Source organism: Streptomyces huiliensis (assembly GCF_020037025.1).
In the GTDB taxonomy this organism is placed as follows: domain Bacteria; phylum Actinomycetota; class Actinomycetes; order Streptomycetales; family Streptomycetaceae; genus Streptomyces; species Streptomyces huiliensis.
On record NZ_JAIQLH010000010.1, the window covers coordinates 17,865 to 37,741 of the forward strand.

General features: G+C 72.1%; 14 protein-coding genes. 6 read left to right on the plus strand and 8 right to left on the minus strand.

Going from position 1 to position 19,877, the window contains the following annotated elements; genetic code table 11:
• Positions 1-82 precede the first annotated feature (82 nt).
• The gene (locus JNW98_RS02865) at positions 83-1,672 is read right to left on the minus strand and encodes an adenosine deaminase family protein (protein WP_223766442.1); all 1,590 of its coding nucleotides are present in this window, start codon (positions 1,670-1,672) and stop codon (positions 83-85) included.
• A gap of 325 nt (positions 1,673-1,997) precedes the next feature.
• Between JNW98_RS02865 and JNW98_RS02870 the strand changes: the two genes are divergently transcribed.
• Positions 1,998-2,285, plus strand: coding sequence for a DUF1876 domain-containing protein (locus JNW98_RS02870; RefSeq protein ID WP_223766443.1), 288 nt, complete (start codon positions 1,998-2,000; stop codon positions 2,283-2,285).
• A 76-nt stretch (positions 2,286-2,361) separates the two neighbouring features.
• Here JNW98_RS02870 and ftsH read toward each other — a convergent pair whose 3' ends face one another.
• Complete coding sequence (gene ftsH / locus JNW98_RS02875) at positions 2,362-4,269, minus strand: ATP-dependent zinc metalloprotease FtsH (protein WP_223766444.1); 1,908 nt, start codon at positions 4,267-4,269, stop codon at positions 2,362-2,364.
• A gap of 330 nt (positions 4,270-4,599) precedes the next feature.
• On the opposite strand from ftsH, the gene JNW98_RS02880 reads away from it, so the two are divergent.
• The 3 genes from JNW98_RS02880 (at position 4,600) to JNW98_RS02890 (ending at position 6,375) form a co-directional block, all read left to right on the plus strand.
• Complete coding sequence (locus tag JNW98_RS02880) at positions 4,600-4,986, plus strand: hypothetical protein (protein ID WP_223766445.1); 387 nt, start codon at positions 4,600-4,602, stop codon at positions 4,984-4,986.
• A 36-nt stretch (positions 4,987-5,022) separates the two neighbouring features.
• Positions 5,023-5,541, plus strand: coding sequence for a hypothetical protein (locus JNW98_RS02885; RefSeq protein ID WP_223766446.1), 519 nt, complete (start codon positions 5,023-5,025; stop codon positions 5,539-5,541).
• 288 nt (positions 5,542-5,829) lie between these two features.
• Positions 5,830-6,375 (plus strand): hypothetical protein, encoded by a 546-nt coding sequence (locus JNW98_RS02890; protein ID WP_223766447.1) that lies wholly within the window; start codon positions 5,830-5,832, stop codon positions 6,373-6,375.
• Between the two features lie 78 nt (positions 6,376-6,453).
• Here the strand turns inward: JNW98_RS02890 and JNW98_RS02895 are convergent, their stop codons facing one another.
• Both JNW98_RS02895 and JNW98_RS02900 read right to left on the minus strand, forming a co-directional pair.
• Complete coding sequence (locus JNW98_RS02895; protein ID WP_223766448.1) at positions 6,454-7,539, minus strand: branched-chain amino acid aminotransferase; 1,086 nt, start codon at positions 7,537-7,539, stop codon at positions 6,454-6,456.
• A 55-nt stretch (positions 7,540-7,594) separates the two neighbouring features.
• Positions 7,595-9,073 carry a M28 family peptidase gene (locus JNW98_RS02900; protein ID WP_223766449.1) on the minus strand — a complete coding sequence of 493 codons (1,479 nt, stop codon included), beginning with the start codon at positions 9,071-9,073 and terminating at the stop codon, positions 7,595-7,597.
• 468 nt (positions 9,074-9,541) lie between these two features.
• Between JNW98_RS02900 and JNW98_RS02905 the strand changes: the two genes are divergently transcribed.
• Positions 9,542-10,081, plus strand: a complete 540-nt coding sequence (locus tag JNW98_RS02905; RefSeq protein WP_223766450.1) for a DUF4232 domain-containing protein — start codon at positions 9,542-9,544, stop codon at positions 10,079-10,081.
• Between the two features lie 344 nt (positions 10,082-10,425).
• Positions 10,426-11,310, plus strand: a complete 885-nt coding sequence (locus JNW98_RS02910; RefSeq protein ID WP_223766451.1) for an isocitrate lyase/PEP mutase family protein — start codon at positions 10,426-10,428, stop codon at positions 11,308-11,310.
• A gap of 44 nt (positions 11,311-11,354) precedes the next feature.
• On the opposite strand, the gene JNW98_RS02915 is transcribed toward JNW98_RS02910, so the two are convergent.
• The 4 genes from JNW98_RS02915 to JNW98_RS02930 all read right to left on the minus strand — a co-directional run bounded on the left by JNW98_RS02915 (position 11,355) and on the right by JNW98_RS02930 (position 19,563).
• Positions 11,355-12,581: an aromatic acid exporter family protein gene (locus JNW98_RS02915; RefSeq protein ID WP_223766452.1), complete on the minus strand. Its 1,227-nt coding sequence runs from the start codon at positions 12,579-12,581 to the stop codon at positions 11,355-11,357.
• Between the two features lie 240 nt (positions 12,582-12,821).
• A complete protein-coding gene (locus JNW98_RS02920) occupies positions 12,822-17,273 on the minus strand; it encodes a hypothetical protein (protein WP_223766453.1) in 4,452 nt (1,483 codons plus the stop codon).
• 277 nt (positions 17,274-17,550) lie between these two features.
• Complete coding sequence (locus JNW98_RS02925; protein ID WP_223766454.1) at positions 17,551-18,015, minus strand: DUF2690 domain-containing protein; 465 nt, start codon at positions 18,013-18,015, stop codon at positions 17,551-17,553.
• 264 nt (positions 18,016-18,279) lie between these two features.
• The gene (locus tag JNW98_RS02930) at positions 18,280-19,563 is read right to left on the minus strand and encodes a hypothetical protein (RefSeq protein WP_223766455.1); all 1,284 of its coding nucleotides are present in this window, start codon (positions 19,561-19,563) and stop codon (positions 18,280-18,282) included.
• Positions 19,564-19,877 lie beyond the last annotated feature (314 nt).

Below are 19,877 nucleotides of genomic sequence, written 5' to 3' on the forward strand. Positions count from 1 at the left end.
GGGGTCTGGGGGCTTGCCCCCCCCAGGAATCGGTGAAGGGGCGGGCCCGGGGCACAGCCCGCCGCAGGCGCCCCCCACCACCTCACCACCGCCCCGCCCCCGGAAGCCGCACCGAGAGCCGCCCGAACCGCTCCTCGAACCGAGCGAAGGCCACCTCCTGCTTCCACTGCACCGCAGCCTTCGCACTCCCCGCCAGCAAGGCGGCACAAGCCGCCCGGGGACCCGGCCCCCCGGGCCGATCACGGGCGCACGGGCCCGCGAGCGCAAAGCCGTCGCGGGACCGCCACAGACTCCGCCCCGGCAGGAACCCGTACTCCAACGACGTCCGCGCCAGGTCCTTGAGCGCCCGGTAACCGAGCCGGTGCGCGGTGGCGGCCCGCTCGTACTCCGCGGTGATGTCGCTCCGCTCCACCCCCGCGTCATCGGTCGCGAGAGCGACGGGCACCCCGTGCTCCCGGTAGAGCTCGAAGGGATGCCGCCGCCCGACCACCCCCAGGATCTGCGCGTTGCTGACGAGCGGGACCTCGACGAGCACCCGCCGCGTCGCCATCGTCGCCAGGAGGTCGCGCGGCGCGTCCTCCCACCCGATGTCCACGCCGTGCCCGATCCGCCGGGCGTGCCCGACGAGCACGGCCTGGCGGATGTGGGACCGCAGATGGTCCCTCCCGACCAGGCCGGGCGCCAGCTCGCCCGCGTGGAGGGTGACGGGTACCCGCGGGTACCAGGCGTGCAGCCACCGCAGCATGCGCATGTGCAGCGCGTAGTCCCGCAGGGCGACGGCACCGTCCTCGGGGGCCACCAGGTTGACGGAGACGAACCGCCGGTCCCGCCGGGCGAGTTCGAAGCCGAGCAGCAGCTCGGTGAAGACCTGCTCGGGCGCGGCGGAGCGGTCGACCTGCGTGATGAAGCGGATCGCGAGGCCGCAGCCCGGCCGGGGCCGCCGCGTGCCGCAGCGGGAGGCGGTCCGGAACTCGGCCACCGCCCGGTCCATGGCGCCCCGGGCCCGTCCGACCAGCCGGCCGAGCCCGTCGCCCGCGAGGAGCCGGCCGCGCAGCCGGCCGAGGTCGGGGTCGAAGCCGGCGCGGGCGGCGAGCGCGGCCACCCCGGCGGTGGCGTGGGTGACCATGGTCTCCAGGTAGAACTGGTGCTGCGCGGCGGCCCGGTCGGCGACCTCGCTCAGCAGCCGGCCCATGTGCCCGGTCTCCACCATCTCGAACTTCTCGAAGGTGGCGAAGAAGTGGTCGTGTCCGGACTCGCGGCCGGGCCGGAAGTCCTGCATGGACCAGGCGCGGACGAGGTGCCGGTGGAACGCCCGGTCGGCGCGGACGTCGGCGGCGGGCCGGCCGCCCGCGGGGCAGGGCGGCGGGACGGCGCGCAGCCGCTCCTTCTCGATGCAGAGCCCGTCCTGGGCGGCGAGGTCGACGAGCAGTTCGGTGCTGGCGGCGCCGCCGAGGTGGTTGTGCAGGTCGGCGCCCTTGGGCAGGGCGTGGAGGAAGGCCCGCAGGGCGCGCCGGTCGGTCCGGACGGCGTCCATGTAGGCGGCGGTGGCGGCCTCCGCCCCGGGCGGCGCGGCGGTCCGCCGGTCGCGGCCCGGCGTGCCCCAGGCGGGCAGCACGGCGGCGCAGAGGACGGCGGCCAGGGTGCCGCGCAGCAGCGTACGTCGTGGGCTCACGGAACCTCCTGGCGACGGTCGTTGTCCGGGATGACGACACTGGTCTACCGCCTGGCCACCGCCGTTCACCACGGCAACGCGACATCACACGCACAACGGACCTGTTCATCCTGCGCAGTTGACGCCCCGCGCACACCCCGTTCCATCCGAACGACGCTCGTCAGGAAAGGGTCACGGCCCTCCGCGGAACGGTCCGCCCCACGCATCGGAGCGCTGCGGTACGTACGGGAAGCGTCACACCGTGTACCCGGACCGGTCGCGGACGGTCGCTCGGGGGCCGACGGCGGCAGAATGGAGGCGGGGACACCCGAGCGAGGAGTGAGCCATGGAGCACACGACCGAGTGGACGGTCCGGCTGGACGTCTCCGAGGACGGCGGCACCACGAAGGCGCGCGCGGTCCTCGACACCGGCGCCACGTCCCTCACGGGGCAGGGCGTCGCCAAGTGCTCGCCGGGCGACCAGGACGTCCCGGTGATCGGTGACGAGTTCGCCGCGGGCCGCGCCCTGCGTGACCTCGGGGAGCAGCTGATCGGCACGGCGGAACGGGACGTGGCGGCGCGCGGGGCCGGACCGGAGCCGCGACGGTCGCCGATGTACGGCTGGGAGCTCTGAGCGGCAGGTCGCCTGGAGCTCTGAGCGGCGGGTTCCGGGCCTCCTGACCCGCCGGAGCCCTCGACTCTGTATCCCGTCACCCGCGCTCCCGCCGCAGCACGTCGAGAACCACCGCGCCGTCCACCGTCTCCTTGGCGACCAGCAGGTCCGCCAGCAGGTCGAGGGCGGCACGGTGTTCGCGGAGCAGGCCCAGCGCGCGTTCCTCGGCCTGCCCCAGCAGCCGGGCCACTTCCTGGTCGACGATCCGCTGGGTCTGCTCCGAGTAGGGCCGCCGCTGCAGCTCCTCGGCCGTCTCGCCGAGGAGCTGCTGTCCCGGCGCCGCGTATCCGACGGGCCCCAGCACGCGGGACAGGCCGAACTCCCGCACCATGCGGGTGGCGATCAGGGTGGCGCCCGCCAGGTCGTTGGCCGCGCCGGTCGAGCCCTCGTCGAAGACGACCAGCTCCGCGGCGCGGCCGCCCAGCCGGACGGCGAGCAGGTCGGTGAGGTAGCCCTCGCTGTACAGGTGCCGTTCCGCCTCGGGCAGTTGCTCGGTGACGCCGAGGGAGACCCCGGCGGGCAGGATGGTGACCTTGGCGACGGGGTCGGCGTGTTCGCAGAGGGCCGCGACCAGGGCGTGACCCGACTCGTGGACGGCCACCGAGCGGCGTTCCTCCGGGAGCAGGGCGTTGGAGGTCTCGCGGCGGCCGAGGAGCACCCGGTCGCGGGCGGTGTCGAGGTCCCGCGCGGTGAGGACGGCGCGGTCGGCGCGGACGGCGTTGATGGCGGCCTCGTTGACGAGGTTGGCAAGGTCGGCGCCGGAGAAGCCGGGGGTGGCGCGGGCGACGGTGCCGAGGTCGACGTCCGGGTCGAGGGTCTTGCCGCGGGCGTGGACGGCGAGGATGGCCGCCCGTTCCGCCTGGTTGGGCAGCGGCACGGTGACCTGCCGGTCGAAGCGGCCGGGGCGCAGCAGGGCCGGGTCGAGGGCGTCGGGCCGGTTGGTGGCGGCGAGGACGACGATGCCGCTGCTCTGGTCGAAGCCGTCCATCTCGGCGAGGAGCTGGTTGAGGGTCTGCTCGCGCTCGTCGTTGCCGCCGAGCCGGGTGCCGCCGCCGCGCCGGCCGCCGACGGCGTCGATCTCGTCGATGAAGATGATGGACGGCGCCCGTTTGCGGGCCTCGTCGAAGAGGTCGCGGACCCGGGAGGCGCCGACGCCCACGAACATCTCGACGAACGCGGAGCCGGTCACGGAGAGGAACGGCACGTCCGCCTCGCCGGCGACGGCGCGGGCGAGGAGGGTCTTCCCGGTGCCGGGCGGCCCGACCATGATCACGCCGCGCGGTCCCGTGGCGCCGGCCCTGGCGTACCGCTCGGGGCTGCGCAGGAAGTCGACGACCTCGCCGATCTCCTGTTTGACCCCGTCGTAGCCGGCGACGTCGGCGAAGCCGGTGGTGGGCCGCTCGGCCTCGATGATCTTCGCGCGGGAGCGGCCGATGGCGCTGATGCCGCCGGACAGCGAGCCGGCGGCGCGGCGGGCGCCCCAGAGGAAGAAGGCGCCGAGGAACAGCAGGGGCAGGAAGGCCAGCAGGACGGAGAGCCACGGGCTGCTCTGGCCGCTGCGGGAGGCGGTGATCTCCACGTGGTGTGCCTGGAGCCGCTGTTCGAGCTGCCCGTGGCCGAGGGCGGTCGGCAGCTGCGTGGTGAACTCGGTGCCGTCCTTGAGCCGGCCGGTCACGGTTCCCTTGTCCCCGATGTCGACGCTGCGCACCTGCCCCGCGTCCACCGTGGCGACGAAGTCGCTGTAGGACTTCTCGTGGCTCTCCCCGCCGGGCAGGCCGCGGGCGAACAGGATGACGATCACGAACATCACCAGGACGAAGACCAGCACCCAGCGGCCCCAGCCGGGGCGGGGCTGCGGCGGGGGACGCCGGGGCGGCTCGGGCGGGGGCCCGGGGCGCCCGGGCGGCGCCAGGTGCCGGTGCGGCAGGCGGATGCGTGTGATCACGGACTGCTCTCCCTCGTGGAGCGGCGCGGCCTCATGGAGCGGCGCGGCGGCACCGTCCCGGTCGTCCTGGATGCGCTGGTCATGCTGGTCATCCCATTCGTCCAGGATCGTGGATCAGGGCCCGACCCGGCAGAGCCGAACGGGGTCCCACTGGGCCACTCGGGGCATGCGCCCCTGCTCAAGGGGTACGCGGCCGGGCACTGCGGCCGTCCCGCCCCGCCCCGGACGGACCCGCCCCGAGTGCCGCCCGGCCGGCCGTCCCGTACGGTCGGGCCGAGGGCCGGCGCGGCGGCAGCGGCCGACGACGGCACGACGCAAAGGAGCCCCCCGGTGACCATCCCGGAAAGCGCGGATCACGTCAGCGTCCATCTGACCGACTGCGGCCGCGAGACCGCCGACGCGGTCATCGCCGCCCTGGACGCGGCGTTCCCCACCGCCCCCGGCACCCTCGTCGCCGAGCGGAGCGAGGGGCGCGGGACGGCACCGGGCAAACCGGTCGTCTGGTGCACGGTGGTCGACACCCGGGCCCGCCGGCCACGCACCGACCCAGGCCCCGTCCCGCTCGACGCCCCCGTGACCGTGGACCTGTTCGGCGCCGCGCAGCCCGTGCGCCAGGTCCAGGACGAACTGGCCGGGGCGTTCGGCGTGGAGGAGCACGGCACCGTGCCGGGCGAGCACGAGCTGGAGGTACGGCTCGTCCTGAAACCGGCCGGCTGAGCGGCGGCCGCCCCGGACCCCGTACCGTACGGTCCTATGGCACAACCTTCTCCCGCCCGGCGCCCCCGCCGGGCACTCCCCGTCCTCCTCGTGTCGGTGGCCGCCTCCTCCCTCCTCCTGACGTCCTGCGGCACCGACCACGGCCCCCGCGACGACCTCCGGCGGCCGGGCACGGCGAGCGACGCGACACCCGGCGATGCCGCCGATGACGTCGCCGACGACGACGCGTACGACGAGGCGGAGGAAGAGGACGACGAAGGCGCCGACGACGACCTCCCCGACGCCGAAGAGGCCGACGAGGAGGACGACGAGGCGGCGGACCCGGGCGACGACGAGGAAGAAGAGGACGCCGAGGACGCCGAGACCTCCGAATCCGCCTACGACGACGGCTTCGACACCGGCCAGGACGTCCTGGAGGCCCGCGGCAAGGGCGCGGCCGTCCGCGAGGTCGTCTGGGGCGGCTGCGAGAAACGCGCCCGCGAGTCCCGCACCGCCTACCCGGACGCCTGGACCCGCGGCTGCCGCAAGGGAGTACAGACCTTCCGCGGAAACTGACCTCACCGCACCGTGACCACCGTCGCGGCCTCCAGCGCTCCCCGGCCCCGCGTCACCCGTACCGTGACATCCCGGCCGAACGGGAGGCGCGGGCGGTGGGCCGGCTGCCCTTGTCGCGGGTGGGGGGCGCGGTCTGACGGGTGGTACGGCGCGTGCGGGCGGGCGGGGAGGGCGGCGGGTGGTTCCGGCCGTGCAGTCGGCCGAACTCGCTCTGTCCCACGGGCTTCGGGAGCACCATCCTCTATCGGGCGGGGGTTTTCACCGGCACCACCCGAGGGAGGAAGCCAGATGATGACGAAGTCGTCCCGGTCGATGGCGCTGCTGGGCGCCGGTGTTGTGGTGGCAGGCGGCGTTCTGACGGCAGCGTCGGCGTCGGCCGGTACGTCCACGGCGCCCGTGGCCGAGCCGAGGCTCGCGACCGGGCAGGACGTGGTGAGACAGAACTCGTCCGCGGTGCAGCTCAGCACCAAGGGCGGAGTGCCCACGACGGTGGTGTCGGAGTCGGTGCCCGCCGGTTCCTGGGTGCTGTCGGGCAACGCGACGCTGGTGGGCTGGGGGCCCAGCGACTACACCCGGTGTGCGCTGTACGCGGGCGAGAGCGCCGTCGGCGCGGCGAGCACCATGGTCGGCAGCCCCACCAGCGGGAGTGCCGGCACGGGGGTGTACGTGGCCACGGTCGGCATCCACGGCGCCTTCTCCAGCACGGGCTCCACGACGGTCTCCCTCCGGTGCGGGCATGATCAGGACCGGGCGGCCGGGGCGGCTCCCTACGTGGACCCGCAGGCCACCTTGTGGGCGCACCGGAGCGACGCGCTCGGCAGCCCTCGACGCTGACCGGGCGCTCCGGGGGCCGGGCCGGGCCCGCCGCCGTGGCGGATGCCGCCCGCCCGGCCCCCGGCCGTCAAAGGGCCGTCAGACCACCCGCCGCAGCCAGTCGTGCTTGTCCTCCGTGCGGCCGAACTGGATGTCCAGGACGTGTTCGCGAAGGGCGAGGGTCTTCTTGCCGGGGGTGCCGTCGGCGACGGTGAAGGTGTGGGTGTCGCTCTTGAAGCCGACGATGGGGGTGATGACGGCGGCCGTGCCGGCGGCGAAGACCTCGGTGACGCGGCCGTCGGCGATGGAGGTGCGGAGTTCGTCGAGGGTGACGGTCCGTTCGACGGGGGTGAGGCCGAGGTCGGGGGCGAGGGTGAGGACGGTGTCGCGAGTGACGCCTTCCAGGATGGTGCCGAGGGAGGGGGTGACGAGTTCGTCGTCGGCGGTGATCAGGCAGAGGTTCATGGTGCCGGACTCCTCCAGGGTGCCGTGGCCCGCGCTGTCGAGGAACAGCACCTGGTCGCAGCCGTTGTCCTGGGCCTCGATCTGGGCGGCCAGGCTCGCGGCGTAGTTGCCGCCGCACTTGGCGGCGCCGGTGCCGCCCGGGGCGGAGCGGGTGTAGCGGCCGCTGATCCAGAGGGTGACGCCGGTGACGCCGGAGGGGAAGTACGGGCCCGCCGGGCTGGCGATCACCGCGTAGCGCGCCTCCGCGGCGGGCCGGACGCCGAGGAACGCCTCGGAGGCGAACATGAAGGGGCGCAGGTAGAGACTCTCCTCGCCGGTGGGCACCGGGACCCACGGCTCGTCGGCCCGGACCAGTTCCGCGACGCTCGCGAGGAAGTCCTCCTCGGGCAGTTCGGGCAGGGCCAGCCGGCGCGCGGAGCGGGCGAAGCGGCGGGCGTTGGCCTCCGGGCGGAACAGCCAGACGCTGCCGTCGGCGTGCCGGTAGGCCTTCAGCCCCTCGAAGATCTCCTGCGCGTAGTGCAGGACGGCGGTGCTGGGGTGCAGGGAGAACGGGGCGAGCGGGCCGATGCCGCGGTCGTGCCAGCCGCCGTCCCGCGTCCACGTGGCGGTGGCCATGTGGTCCGTGAAGTACCGGCCGAAACCCGGCGCCGCGAGCCGCGCGGCGCGCTCGGCGGCGGGGACGGGACTGTCGGTCCGGGACAGGGGGAAGGCGGTGCTCATGGCCTGCTCCTCACGCTGGGCGGTCCCGTCATGGTAAGCGCCGGAGGCGTGGGGCTCACCGGGCGCGAACGGCTCCGACGTCGGAGACGTCGACGGCGAAGCGGGCCGTCGCCCAGGCCATCGCGTCGCCGAACTGGCCGAGGATGGTCCGGTCGAGGTGGGAGAGGTCGTCGCAGGTCTGGTGGTAGCAGGGGTCGGTGAGTTGGCCGGCGGTACCGCCGAACAGCCGCTGCCACTCGGGCGTCTTGAGGTGGTTGTAGCCGGCGGAGCCACCGCCGGCGGGGATGCCGGCGGCCATGAACGGCGCGAAGTCGGACCGGCCGTCGAACTCCAGCGGGACGGTGGGCAGTCCGCGCCGGGCGAAGCGGTCGGTGAAGACCTTCTCGACGGTGTCGGTGCCGGGCGGTACGGCGCCGGTGCCGTGGTAGACCATGCGGGCGTAGTTGGGCGAGGCGATGGTCTCGAAGTTGAGGACGAGGGCGGTCTCCCGGCGTTCCTGGGCGCTCAGTTGGGCCACGTAGTGCCCCGAGCCGATCATTCCCTCCTCCTCCGCGCCCCAGAAGGCGAAGCGCACCCGGTTGCGCACCTGGTCCCGGTGCGGGGCCAGGCGGAGGGCGGTCTCCAGGACCATGGCGGCGCTGCTGCCGTTGTCGTTGAGCCCGGGGCCCTCGGTGGCGCTGTCCAGGTGCGAGCCGAGGACGACCGTGCGGTCGGCGCGGCCGGTGGGGGTGTCGGCGAGCAGGTTGTACGACTCGGTGGTGACGGCCCGCCCGCGCAGGTCGAGGAAGAGCTCGACGGGTCCGCGGGCGGCGTCGGCGGCGAGCCGTTCGGCCTCGCCGCGCGGCAGGTTGGCGGTGGGGACGCGGGCGACGGCGGGCGGGCGGACGGTGGAGCGGATGTTCATCTCCGCCGGCTGCTGGTCGACGTTGACCAGCAGGGCGGCGGCGCCGGCCGCGGCGGCGAGCTCGCTCTTGCGGGCCAGGTCGCAGCCGCCGTACCGGGCGAGGACGGCGTGCCCGCGGACGTCCCCGGCGTAGTCGGCGGCGCCGCAGCCGTACGCGTTCCCCGGCAGGACGGCCAGGCGCCCGCGCCATCCGCCGTCCGGGGTGGCGGGCGAGAACCGGGCGAGCAGCGGGTGCAGGTCGCGCGGGTCGGGCGCGGTGACCCGGGCCGTCTGGGCGACGGGCAGGCTGTCGGGGAAGGAGAAGCGCTGGACGCGGACCCGGTAGCCGGCCTCGGTGAGCCGCCGGGTGACGTAGTGGGCCGACGCGTCGTACCCCTCGGTGCCGACGGCGCGGACGCCGCCGTGCTCGTCGGCCGCGCGCTGGAACGCCTCCAGGTGGCGCCAGGCCCCGGCGGTGGTGACCTCCGACGCGAGCCGTCCGGCCAGCCGCTCGGCGTCCGCCCGGACGGGGGCCGGGCCGGTGGCGGCGACGGGGTCGGCGAGGGCCTCGGGGGCGGGGGCGGCCGCGGCCGCCAGGAGCGCGGCGCATGCCAGCGCGCACGCCGGAGCGGCCGTTCGGCGGCGCGCCACCCGTCGCGCCGTCCGTCGCAAGGACAGTCGCGTAGACAACAGTCGCGTAGACAGTCGCAAAGACATCCGGAGTCCCCCGATACCCGTCCGGCCCGAACCGCGTGTGGCGGGGCAGCCTAACGCGCCCGCCGGGGCGCGCAAGAGGGCGGACGGCGGTTTCGGGCCGATGTCCGGCAGGGCCGAAGGCCCCCGCGCGCCCTCCGTTTCGCCGATTGACCGCCCCCGGAAGGGCCATGAGAATCGGAACGCCCCTGCCCACCCGGCGTCCGACCGGGCGTTACCGGGGATTTTCCGGGCGGGGAACCAGAGGCGAACCATGCGGGAACCCAGGGAGAGAAAAGGGAATTCCGGCCGCCGGGTGGCGCGTTCCCTACGCCCCGGCGCGTTCGGGGGCGCGCGCGACGGGTAGGCGCAGCGAGCATGACGGCACGTGAAACTCAGGGGAAAACTCAAGGAAAGGAACTGCTCGTGACACGCCTCACCGCCACACGCCTCGTGAGCGTCGCCGCCGCCGCGGGGATCGCGCTCGCCGCCGCCTCAGGGACGGCGGGCGCCACCCAGGACGGGACGGGGGCCGCGTCGGCCACGCCGACGTGCGGCACCTCCGACCTGCGGATCTCGTTCGCCGAGCGGCTGGGCGGCGGGATGAACCACGCCGGCGGCACGCTGGAGTTCAAGAACACCGGCAAGCGGACGTGCGCGCTGCGCGGCTACCCGGGCCTGGGCCTCGCGGACTCCGCGCGCAAGGCGCTGTCCTCGCGCGCGGTGTGGGGCAGCACCTGGTACGCGGACGACCCGGGCAACAAGCTCATATACCTCAAGCCCGGCCAGGCCGCACAGGCCAACGTCGCCTGGACGCACTCCGGCACGGACGCCCGCAAGAGCACGTACCTGCTGGTGACGCCGCCCGCAGCGCGGACCCACCAGGCGGTTCCGCTCGGCGACCTCGTGGACAAGGGCGAGCTGCACGTCACCGCGCTGGCCCACAAGGTGCCGGTCCGCGGCTGACACGGCTCGCCGACCGGGCGGACGCATCTCACGGACCAGGCACGAAACCCGTCCCGGGCGATGCGGGCGCCTTTCGGCGCAAAAGCGTTGCGTCGCCCGGGACTTTACCTTTCACTGATTGCTCCATGACCAAGTTTTGAACTAGCCTCCGGACCGGAAGTGAGGGACGCCACTCCGGCTGCTACCGCCCGAGGGGGTCCCGACTCCCGTCGTGCATGGAGAACCCGGGGTACGCCGTCTCTCCACGGCGGACACCCGGGTTCTGGTCAGCGACGCGCGCGGCCGGTCACGAGCTTGGCGGCAGCGGTCGGCCGGCGCGTCGCCCAACTCACCCGGAGGGTACCGTGAACCACCCGAATCGGCTACGCGCCGCGATAGCGGACGCCGGTACGACCCCGCTCATCGGCGTGTTCGACATGTTCTCCGCCTCCGTGGCGGCCCGGCACTACGACGGCATGTTCGTCTCCGGCTTCGGCTTCGCCGCCTCCCACTACGGCCTGCCCGACATCGGGTTCATCGCCTGGCCCGACCTCGTCGGCTTCGTCCAGCGGCTGCGCCAGGCGTTCCCGGCGCAGCACCTGCTCGTCGACATCGACGACGGCTACGTGGATCCCGAGACGGCCTGCCACGTGGTGCGGTCGCTGGAGCAGGTCGGCGCGTCCGGCGTGATCCTGGAGGACCAGAAGCGGCCGCGGCGCTGCGGGCACGTGGACGGCAAGCTGATCCTGCCGCTGGAGGAGTACCTGGAGAAGCTCGACATGGTGCTCCACGCACGCCGCGACATGGTGGTCGTGGCTCGCACCGACGCCACGGACGAGCCCGAGATCCTGCGCCGCGCCAAGGCGTTGGCGGCGACGGACTGCGACGTGATCCTCGTCGACGGGGTGCGCAGCGTCGACCGGATCCGCCAGGTGCGCGACGTCATCGGCGACAAACCGCTGCTGTTCAACCAGATCGCGGGCGGCAAGTCGCCCCGGCTGTCGCTGCCGGAGCTGTCGGAGCTGGGCGTGGACGTCGCCATCTACAGCACCCCGTGCCTGTTCGCGGCGCAGACCGCGATGGACGAGGCGCTGAGCGGGCTGAAGCGGGACGACGGGCGGCTGCCCGAGTTCACGCCGGCGTCCGTGGGGGTGGCCGACTGCCTGGCGCTCCTGGAGAAGAACATCTCCCGCCACCACGACCGTACCCACGACCGTCACCACGACCGGACGCCGGTGACCGCCGGCTGACGAGGGCCCCGGGGCGCCGCGACGCGCGGCGCCCCGGACGGCCGTCAGGCGCGGGTGCTGCGGCTGCCGAAGCGGCTGCGGATCACCCGCCGCTTGAGCCGGTGGAAGAGCGGCCAGCGCTCCCGGAACGCCCGGGAGTGCCGGTCGAGTTCCTCCGTCAGCCGCTCGGTGCGCTTCTCCACGTCGAGTTCGTCGAGGATGCGGTCGATCTCGGCGAGCAGCGACCCGTGCAGCTGCCACTGCCGTGGGTGCTCGCGGACCTTGTCGAGCAGCAGGTGGGCGGCCCGGTCGCGGCTCTCCCGGCCGACGGCGAGGTCCTCGACGAGCCGGGACTCGGCCTCCTCGGCGTTGGCGCTCACCTGGCTGGTGATCAGCACGGCGAAGCTCTCCAGGGCCCGGGCGAGGTGGTGCAGCACATCGGTGAGCGCGGCGGCGACGTCCTCCGGGAAGAGGGGTTCGTCGGTACGCTCGCGTGCCAGGTCGGTCAGGGAGCGGCACATCACCCGGACGACGACGGCCGAGATCTCCAGCGCGTCGAGCCCGGTGCGCAGCACGATCCGGGAGAGCAGACCCTCCTTGACCCGGGGGTTGAGCCGGAGGCTGTCCTCGGCCTGCCGGAGGGAGACGTCCACCTGGGCGACGTCGTGGTCGAGGCGGCGGGCCTCGTGCAGCCGGGCGGCGGCCTCGGAGACGGGGGTGGGGCGGCCGACCTCGGAGCCGAGGTGGCGGAGGAGTCCGCTTATCCGGCGGGCCAGGTCCTGGATGGCGTCCCCGGCCGGCTCCACCCAGACGGGCGGTACGAGCAGCACGTTGAAGAGGAGCCCGACGACGGCTCCGATGACGGTCTCCAGGACCCGGTCCCAGGCGGTCTCGGCCACCCGGGTGACGCCGAGGACGAGCATGGCGCTGATCGCCACTTCGGGGACAAACTCCCCCACGTGGACGAAGCGCCCGATGACCAGCGACGCCAGGATGATCAGTCCCAGGCTCCACCAGGTGAGGCCGACCAGGACGCTGAAGCCGATGGCGATCAGGACGCCGGCGACGACCGAGTTCACCCGGCGGATGCCGGTGGTCAGGGTGGAGTACAGGGTCACCTGGACGACGAGCAGGGCGGTCAGCGGCGCGGTGAGCGGCGCCGGTTCGCTGCTGAGCGTCAGCGCCACCGCGTAGGCGATGACGGCGGCGGCCGTGGACCGCACCGTCTGCGCGACCGCGGGTTCTCTGCCGCGTCGGACCAGGGTCGTCAGGGGTTCGGGAAGATCACGCACCGTAGACGCTTTCCCGATCACTCGCGTGGCAGACCCCGGGGTGAGGCACGCCACCCGGGTGGTGGCGGGGCACCGCTCCGCCGGATGGCGGCGGGGTGCCGGACGGCGGTGGGGCGGCGGGCAGGGCCCGGTCGCCCGCGACACAACCTTCGAACAGAATCACGAGAGGGGAGGGAGGCCGGCCCCTGAGGCCCGGCTCCCTCCCCTCACCGTGACGTCACATCACCGTGCCGCTCGCGGTCACTGGGTGAGGTTCACCTTGAACTGCTGTTCCGGCTCGTCGCAGTGGACGACCTTGTCAGGCCGGTTCCCGGGTCCGTCACCGAAGATCGGGACCGGGGCGTCGACGCCCCACGGGTTGCCTCCGCTGCCCCGCGACCCCACGCCGCACCAGGCGTAGGCGTTGCCGTTGGGCGCGTCGGCGGGGAAGTTGGAGAAGTTCTTCCAGTCGCCGATGTTGATCCGCTGGTTGGACGGTCGGCCGAGGTTGTCCGTCATGCGGTCGTCGACGTACAGGTAGAGGTCGGGCATGTAGGACTGGTAGACGATGCCGTTGGACGGGTTCGCGTCGTCGTTCTTCAGGTAGTGCGTCGGCTTGACGGACCCGTCGGCGCAGAAGGCGGCCGCGACGTCCTGCCAGATCGGCGGCGCGTTGCCGATCGTGGAGCCCCACATGTTGTTGTTCCACGAGCCGCTGTTCTTGAAGAACATCGAGTAGATGTCCCCGGCGAACCGCCGCACCGCGTGGTTGGTCTCGGTGTCGGAGTTGACCTGGTCGACCCACTTCTTGACGTTCTCGTTGATCGACTTGTGGCCGATCATCGCGCGGTAGCCGTGCACACCGCCGCCGACCGCGCGGAAGTCCACGCACTGCTTGGCGTCGTCGAGGCGCGCGGCGCGGAAGTGCGGGAAGTAGGCCTGCCCGGGGGTGTCCCCGTCCTCGTAAGGACGCGAGTACTTGACGTTGCCGTACTCCAGCGCGTCCTGGGTGTTGTAGTCGATGTCCGGCGCGGGGATGCCGTAGTCGGCCTCGATCGCCTTCATGATCTTCGTGACGAAGTAGGGCAGGTGGGCGTTGCCGACGCGGTTCCGGTAGTCCGACCCCACGCTGCCTTCGACGATCTTCCCGTCCTCGCCGACCACGAAGGTCACGCTGACGTCAGACTTGATCTTGTAGCTGTTCGGGTCCTTGAACATCTCGGAAGCGGGCTTCGACGCGTCGGGGCGCTGGGGGTTGGCCATGGCCATCCAGATCGGGATCGACATCCCGGGGACGGAACCGTCGGCGTTCGGCTTCCAGCCGCCCGCCTTGATGTCCTTCGCCCACTTCTCGGCCTCGTCGTACGTCTTCTGGCCCGTGCACTCGCCCACGGCCTTGGCGTCCTTGCACCGTGCCTCGTACGTGAGGCCGAACGCCTCGACGCCGTTGCCGTTGTTGTTCCACAGCGGGCCCCGCTCGGCGAGTCCCAGGCCCCACTCGTAGAGCGACTTCATCGACCGCACCGGCGTCGGCAGGTCCGACGTCAGGTGGTTGGAGTTCAGCTCCTGGTTCGGGTCGAAGACCGCGGCGGCGGTCAGGGAGCGCTGGACGAACTTGCCCTTGATCGGCTTGAAGGCCACGGAGTTCCAGGCGACGTCCTCGTCGGCGGTGCCGCCCTTGGCGTAGTTCGTCAGCTTCACCTTGGGCGTGGAGGTGAACTTGTAGGCGCCCAGCGGCACCCACTTGCCGTTGTTCGCGTTCTGGTCCACGACCCGCTCGTACGGGCCGCCGACGGCACCGCTGATGACGTACGTGGCCCGCTTGGTCTGGGCCCCCGTGTCGGGGATGTACGCGTAGACGGCGGCGAGGTCGTACGACTTGCCCGCCGTCCACTCGCCCTCGATCGTCATCCGGTTGCCGTCGCCGCCGAGGTGGTCGTCGTCACGGGTGTGGGTGTACCAGAAGTGGCCGCCGTGGCCGCCGCCGATCGAGTGCAGGTCGGCCTTCGCCTCGTAGTGCTTGTCCCAGTCGGGATGGAAGGTGAACTGGAAACTGCCCGACGACCACGCCTTGCCGCAGCTCGACCACGTCTCCGTGTCGGCCGGGATCGAGGCGACGACGTCGGAGCCGCCCGGGACCCCGCCGCACACCGGCGTACCGTTTTTCAGCCGGTACCCGCGGCCGGGCTCGTCGCGCAGGGTGACGTACTTGATCTTCTCGTTGCCGCAGGAGTCCTTGCAGTCGGGCTTCCAGGTGGCGTTCTCCTGGGTCCACCAGAACTGTCGGTAGCACGCCTCGTCCGGGCAGTCGACCGGCTTGCCGGCGTTGCAGCCGTTGTTCTTGTTGCAGAAGGTGTCCAGCGGCGGGCTGACGCGGGAACGGTTCTGGACGCTGAGCCACCAGGCCGGCTGGAAGCCCGCGGTGGAGTAGCCGGACTCGCCCTTCCAGCCCTGCTTGCCGTCCGTGTCGTAGGAGAAGCCGGTGTCGATGGACCAGGCGGCCCAGCCCATCACCTTCTCCTCGTACGGCCAGTTCTGCGGGTGCGCCGCGTCGGTGATGTTCTTCGCGTTGAGGGAGACGTCCATGAAGGGGTGGTCCCAGGCGCCCTCCTTGTACATGGGGTTCGCCGGGTTGTTGTACCAGCCCAGGCCCCAGCGGCCACCGTTCTTGCCCGCCTCGGACCTGGGGTTGAAGCCCAGGTTGTAGTTCCAGACGGCGGTGAACCAGTTCTCCACGCGCGACGGGTCGTCGTTGTTGACGGTGATCTTCTGGCCGTCCTTGTGGACCTCGTTCCACTTGTCGGCGAGGATCTTCATCGACGCGGCGATGTTGGTGGCGTAGTCGATCGCGATGATCTTCTGCAGCTTCGGGTCGAGGCTCGTCTCGATCTTCTCGCCCGTGGTCTTGTCCGTCTTCTCGTGCCCCTTGAGGCGCATGCCGTCGGTGACCTGGCCCACGCCGTAGCCGCAGTCGGACTTGTCCCAGTTGATGCGCCAGTAGCCGAGGAGGGTGTCCTTGGCGCTGTGGCCGTAGTAACCGTCCACGGCCGCCAGCGGGTTGCCCATCTGGCCGGGGATCGAACCGGACTCGGCCTGCCACAGGTTGGACTCCTGGGCCAGGATGCCGAGGAGGACGTTGGCCGGGATCCGGCCGCCGCCGTTCAGCGACGGGAGGGGGAACAGCCCCTGCGGGTCGATCGTCCCGAGCCCGGCCTGGTCACGGTAGCCGCCCTGGCGGATCCACTTGCCGCGCAGCTCGCCGCGGATGGCCATGTCCACGGCCCACTCGACCTGGTTCGGCGTCGGCTGCAGCGCCTGGACGCTCATGTCGTTGCGGGAGACCGAGCACCAGCGGTCGGTGTCGGTCGGATCGTGCGAGACGGGCCCGTCGGCGGGTGCCTTCAGCGCCCCGGACGGACGGCCCAGCGTCCGCGGCTCGCTACCGCCGGTCAGCGCGGGCGAGAGGCCCTGCTTGAGGCGCGGCTGCGCCGAGGCCACCCGCTGCTCGACCTTGTCGCCCGTGGGCGTGGCGGTCGAGGTGACGGTAAGCGTGGTGGCGGTGTCCGCCACCCCGGGGGCCTTGCCGGAGCGGGAGCGCACACCCGCCTCGGGCTCGTCCGCCTTGTCGAAGCTCTTCCCGCCGCCCTTGATGCGGGTCAGTCCGGCGCGGACGCCGGGGGTGAGCACGGGGTCGACGGCGAGGCGGCCGAGCGAGGAGACGTCGGTGTCGGCCGGCGCGTCGATCCGGGTGATCCCGCTCCCCTCCACCTTGACGTCCTTGGGACTGCCGGTGAGGAAGGCCCGGCCCTGCGCGCCCTGCACCAGGTCGAGGTCGCCGAGGGGGCCGGTGGCCACCGTGCGCGGCGCGCCGTGGCCGTCGTACACCTTCGCCTGCGCCGTCTTCGTGCCCTTGCGGTCCACGAAGCCGATCCTGCCGTCGGCCAGCGGGCGGATGTCGAAGGGGATGCTGTCGCCCTGGGCGAGCCGGCTGGTCTTCCCCCGGCCGTCGATCCGGACGAGGTCGCTGCCGAGCCCGGCGACGACGCCGTCCTTCACCGGGGCGGCCGACGACACCTGGCCGCGCAGCTCGCCGGTCTTCAGGACCGTCTTGCCGGACGTGTCCACGGTGATCACGCGCGTCTTCGTCCGTGACAGGTCGTTCATGTCGCGGTACTGGGTGAACGCGGCCGTGTGGGTGCTGGTGTTACAGGTGGGGTCGAAGTAGGCGAGCGTCGCCGTGAACGGCAGCTTCGTCACCGCGCCCGTCGTGGTGTTCACGATCGCCGTGAACGCTCCGCCCTGCATCAGCTCGGGCTTGTTGGTGAACGCCCGCGGGGCGTACACCGCGGCGACGTGCGAGTCGTCCATGACGCACTGGTTGCCGATCCACGTGTCGGCCGGCACTCCCGGCTCGCTGAGGACGGCGGCCGTCCGCCACGCGTAGGCCCGGTTCGACTCCGCGGCGAGGACGCGCAGGCCGGCCGAGTCCGCGGCGGCGGTGACGGCCTGGTCCTTCGAGGTCTTCCAGTCGTCACCGAGGTGTTTGTCGGGGTCGGCGACCGCCCCCGAACCCGCCGGGGCGCCGGTCGGCTTCGTATCGGCCGGTGGAGCGTCCGGCGCGGCGAGCGCCGCGCTGGTCTGTATCAGCCCGGCCAGGACGGCGGCGGCAGCAAGCCCCGCGATCCCGGCACGGGCCGGTCTGATGGGTCTCAAGTCTTCCGTCTTTCGTCGCAGTTGGCACGCGACGGAAGGGAGTGATGATGCGCGATGCACCGTATCCGCGCCTCCCCCTGGCGTCGGTGCGACGGCGGACGGGCCGCGAGGGCACGTCCGCCGAGTGATCGCGCTCATCTAAGACCGCAATAAATCCCTTGCGCAAGAGGGGAGTTGACTTACTCGGGTGCGACACACACCCCGGCGAACGCGCCCGATGTCAGCCGTCTTTCGAGTTTTCGACGCGGAAATCGGGCACACCATCCCCACCTGTCGGTTAACCCCACTTGTTGGTGCACTGCACGCCGTAGGGGGCGCCGCTGTCCTTTTTGAACCCGACGCAGGCACGGTAGGAGTAGTCGTTGCCGCCGAGCATGTTCGACCAGTCCGAGTCGCCGTACTTGTTCGGGGTGTCGACGCTGAGCGAACGGACCAGCCGGCCGTGCGTGTCGTACTTCTCGATCGTGGCGTAGGAGCTGTACCAGGACGGGCTGGCCTGCTGCGTCGTACGAACCCAGGCGGCGCGGCACTTGTTGGACCAGCGCAGTTCGGCGACGCGGCCGTTGTTGTCCACCTTGCCGTGGCCGACGGCGTCGTCCTCGCAACCGGTGCCCTTCGGGCCCTTGTTGTCGCAGGCGGTCCCGTAGCAGCCCGCCGCGTAGGAGGTGCCGGCGAGCGGGATCAGGCCGAGGACGACGGTCGCGGCGGAAACGGCTGCGACACGAGAAGCAATCTTGAACATGGAATACCCTTGCGTGCATGGACGGGGGTCACCAGGAACCCACGGGCGCGACAGCCAGGGGGAATTGCGCGACCACGGCGCGACGCCGGGCACAGCACGACCACAAACCCCCCGGCTCGTGAAATCGCCGGCACGTCTCGCTGAATCGAGATCACGTGGCGGCGGCGCTGATCAATATAGGGTTCCCCGGCATTACTGTCCACCATGGACATGACCAACTCAACGTCCGCTGAGCCCCTTTCGTCCCGTCCGGGGTGGGGGCCGTCAGACCGCGGTCAGGGCGTACGTGCCCGTGCCGTCCGGCCGGCCGCTGGAGTACTGGCGGACGAGCTCCCCGTCCGCGTACCGGTCGTGGCCCAGCATGGAGCCGGTGTACTTGTTCTGCAGACCGACCTTCGAACTGCCGGGTACGTCGCGGTAGATGTAGAACCGCTGGAGGTCGTCCTCCACACAGGTGGCCGTCGTCAGGTAGGCCTGCTCCCGGTTGGCGATGTCCGCCGGGATGGTCGCGCATCCGCCGTTGCCCCAGTTCCACAGGGACGCCTCGAGGACCCCGTTGCGCTCCGTCACGTTGCACAGCCGCCAGTTGTCGAGGTGGGCGCTGGTCCAGTTGGACTGGCGCAGGCGGATGCCGTCGTTGGCAAGGACCGGTGCGCTCCAGTTCAGGGGCTTGCCGGGGACCTCGATCTTGTAGACGGAGGACTGGCAGGACAGTCCGGCGAGCGGGGCGGGCTTGGCGGCCTGGGCGGCCTTGACGCCTTGCGCGGCCTTGGCGGCTTTCCCGGCTTCGTACGCGGCCTTGGCCGCGTCGGCCTTCGCCGAGGGGACCGGTCCGGCCGGGTGCTTCGCGGTGGCGGCGGCCGAGCCGCAGTCGAGGAGGACCTGCGCCTTGGCCATGATGCTGTTGGCGGGGACCTTGTCCTCGCAGCGCACCGCGCCTTCTTCGAGGGTGGTGTAAGTGGTGTAGCTGCCGGTGTCGGGGCCCTCGGTCCACTTCAGGGCGTAGGTGCCGCCGCCCAGGTCGGTGCGGTTGCAGTTGAGGCTGCCGTAGGTGCCGGTGACCTTCTTGGTTCCCTCGTAGAGGCCGTAGTAGCCGGGGGTCTGGAAGTTCCAGCTGATCGACTTGTTGGTGCTGCTGGTGTGGGTGTAGCTGACCTGGACGTTCAGGCCGACGGTCCCGCCGACCATGCCCAGGGTTTCGACCTGGAAACTGCCCTGAATGTTGCCGTTCGCACCGACGGAGACCGTAATGGTTTCCTGGGTGCTGGTGTCGACGGTCTGGGAGCCGGTCGAGCCGTCGGTGACGTACCAGCCCTTGAAGTGCGTGATGGTCGGGGTGACTTCGGCGCTCTTGATGTAGGGGTGGCGTTTGCCGAGGTCGGCCGTGGTGCAGGTGTCACCGGGCTTGACCGCCGAGGCGGCGGCGGTCCCGGTCGGGGCGGCCGTGGCCGGTGAGGCGAGGCTCATCGTGGCTATCACGGAGGCAGTCGTAGCGGTGAGGGCTACGAGCCCCTTGCCGAGGAAGCCGGTGGGTCTGGTGTGACGCATCGTTGTCTTTCCCCCCATGGGCCGGGCCACGCACGGGCGGGAACCCCGGCCGTTGGTGCCGTCGGTGTGATGGTGCTGAGCGCGAGTGAACATAGGCCACCGGCGACGACACGGGGATGCCGTAATCGGCCAGTGTGCTGCTTCCGGCCGGAATGGCCTGTTCCGGCGATGCGGCCCGCCCACCGCCTGGACCGGTCGCGAATTCCGGACAAGGTTGCGACATCCGAACCCGAGTCCGGTCGATGGTTCCTACCCTCTCGCTGACCCGTACGGCCGTGTGGCCTGCGGACCACCACCGAAGGGACCATCGTGAA

Excerpts from the sequence above, each read along its gene's own strand:
- JNW98_RS02870 (WP_223766443.1), top strand. The coding sequence starts at position 1,998 with ATGGAGCACACGACCGAGTGGACGGTCCGGCTGGACGTCTCCGAGGAC.
- JNW98_RS02885 (WP_223766446.1), top strand. The coding sequence starts at position 5,023 with ATGGCACAACCTTCTCCCGCCCGGCGCCCCCGCCGGGCACTCCCCGTC.
- JNW98_RS02890 (WP_223766447.1), top strand. The coding sequence starts at position 5,830 with ATGATGACGAAGTCGTCCCGGTCGATGGCGCTGCTGGGCGCCGGTGTT.
- JNW98_RS02895 (WP_223766448.1), bottom strand. The coding sequence starts at position 7,539 with ATGAGCACCGCCTTCCCCCTGTCCCGGACCGACAGTCCCGTCCCCGCC.
- JNW98_RS02925 (WP_223766454.1), bottom strand. The coding sequence starts at position 18,015 with ATGTTCAAGATTGCTTCTCGTGTCGCAGCCGTTTCCGCCGCGACCGTC.
- JNW98_RS02930 (WP_223766455.1), bottom strand. The coding sequence starts at position 19,563 with ATGCGTCACACCAGACCCACCGGCTTCCTCGGCAAGGGGCTCGTAGCC.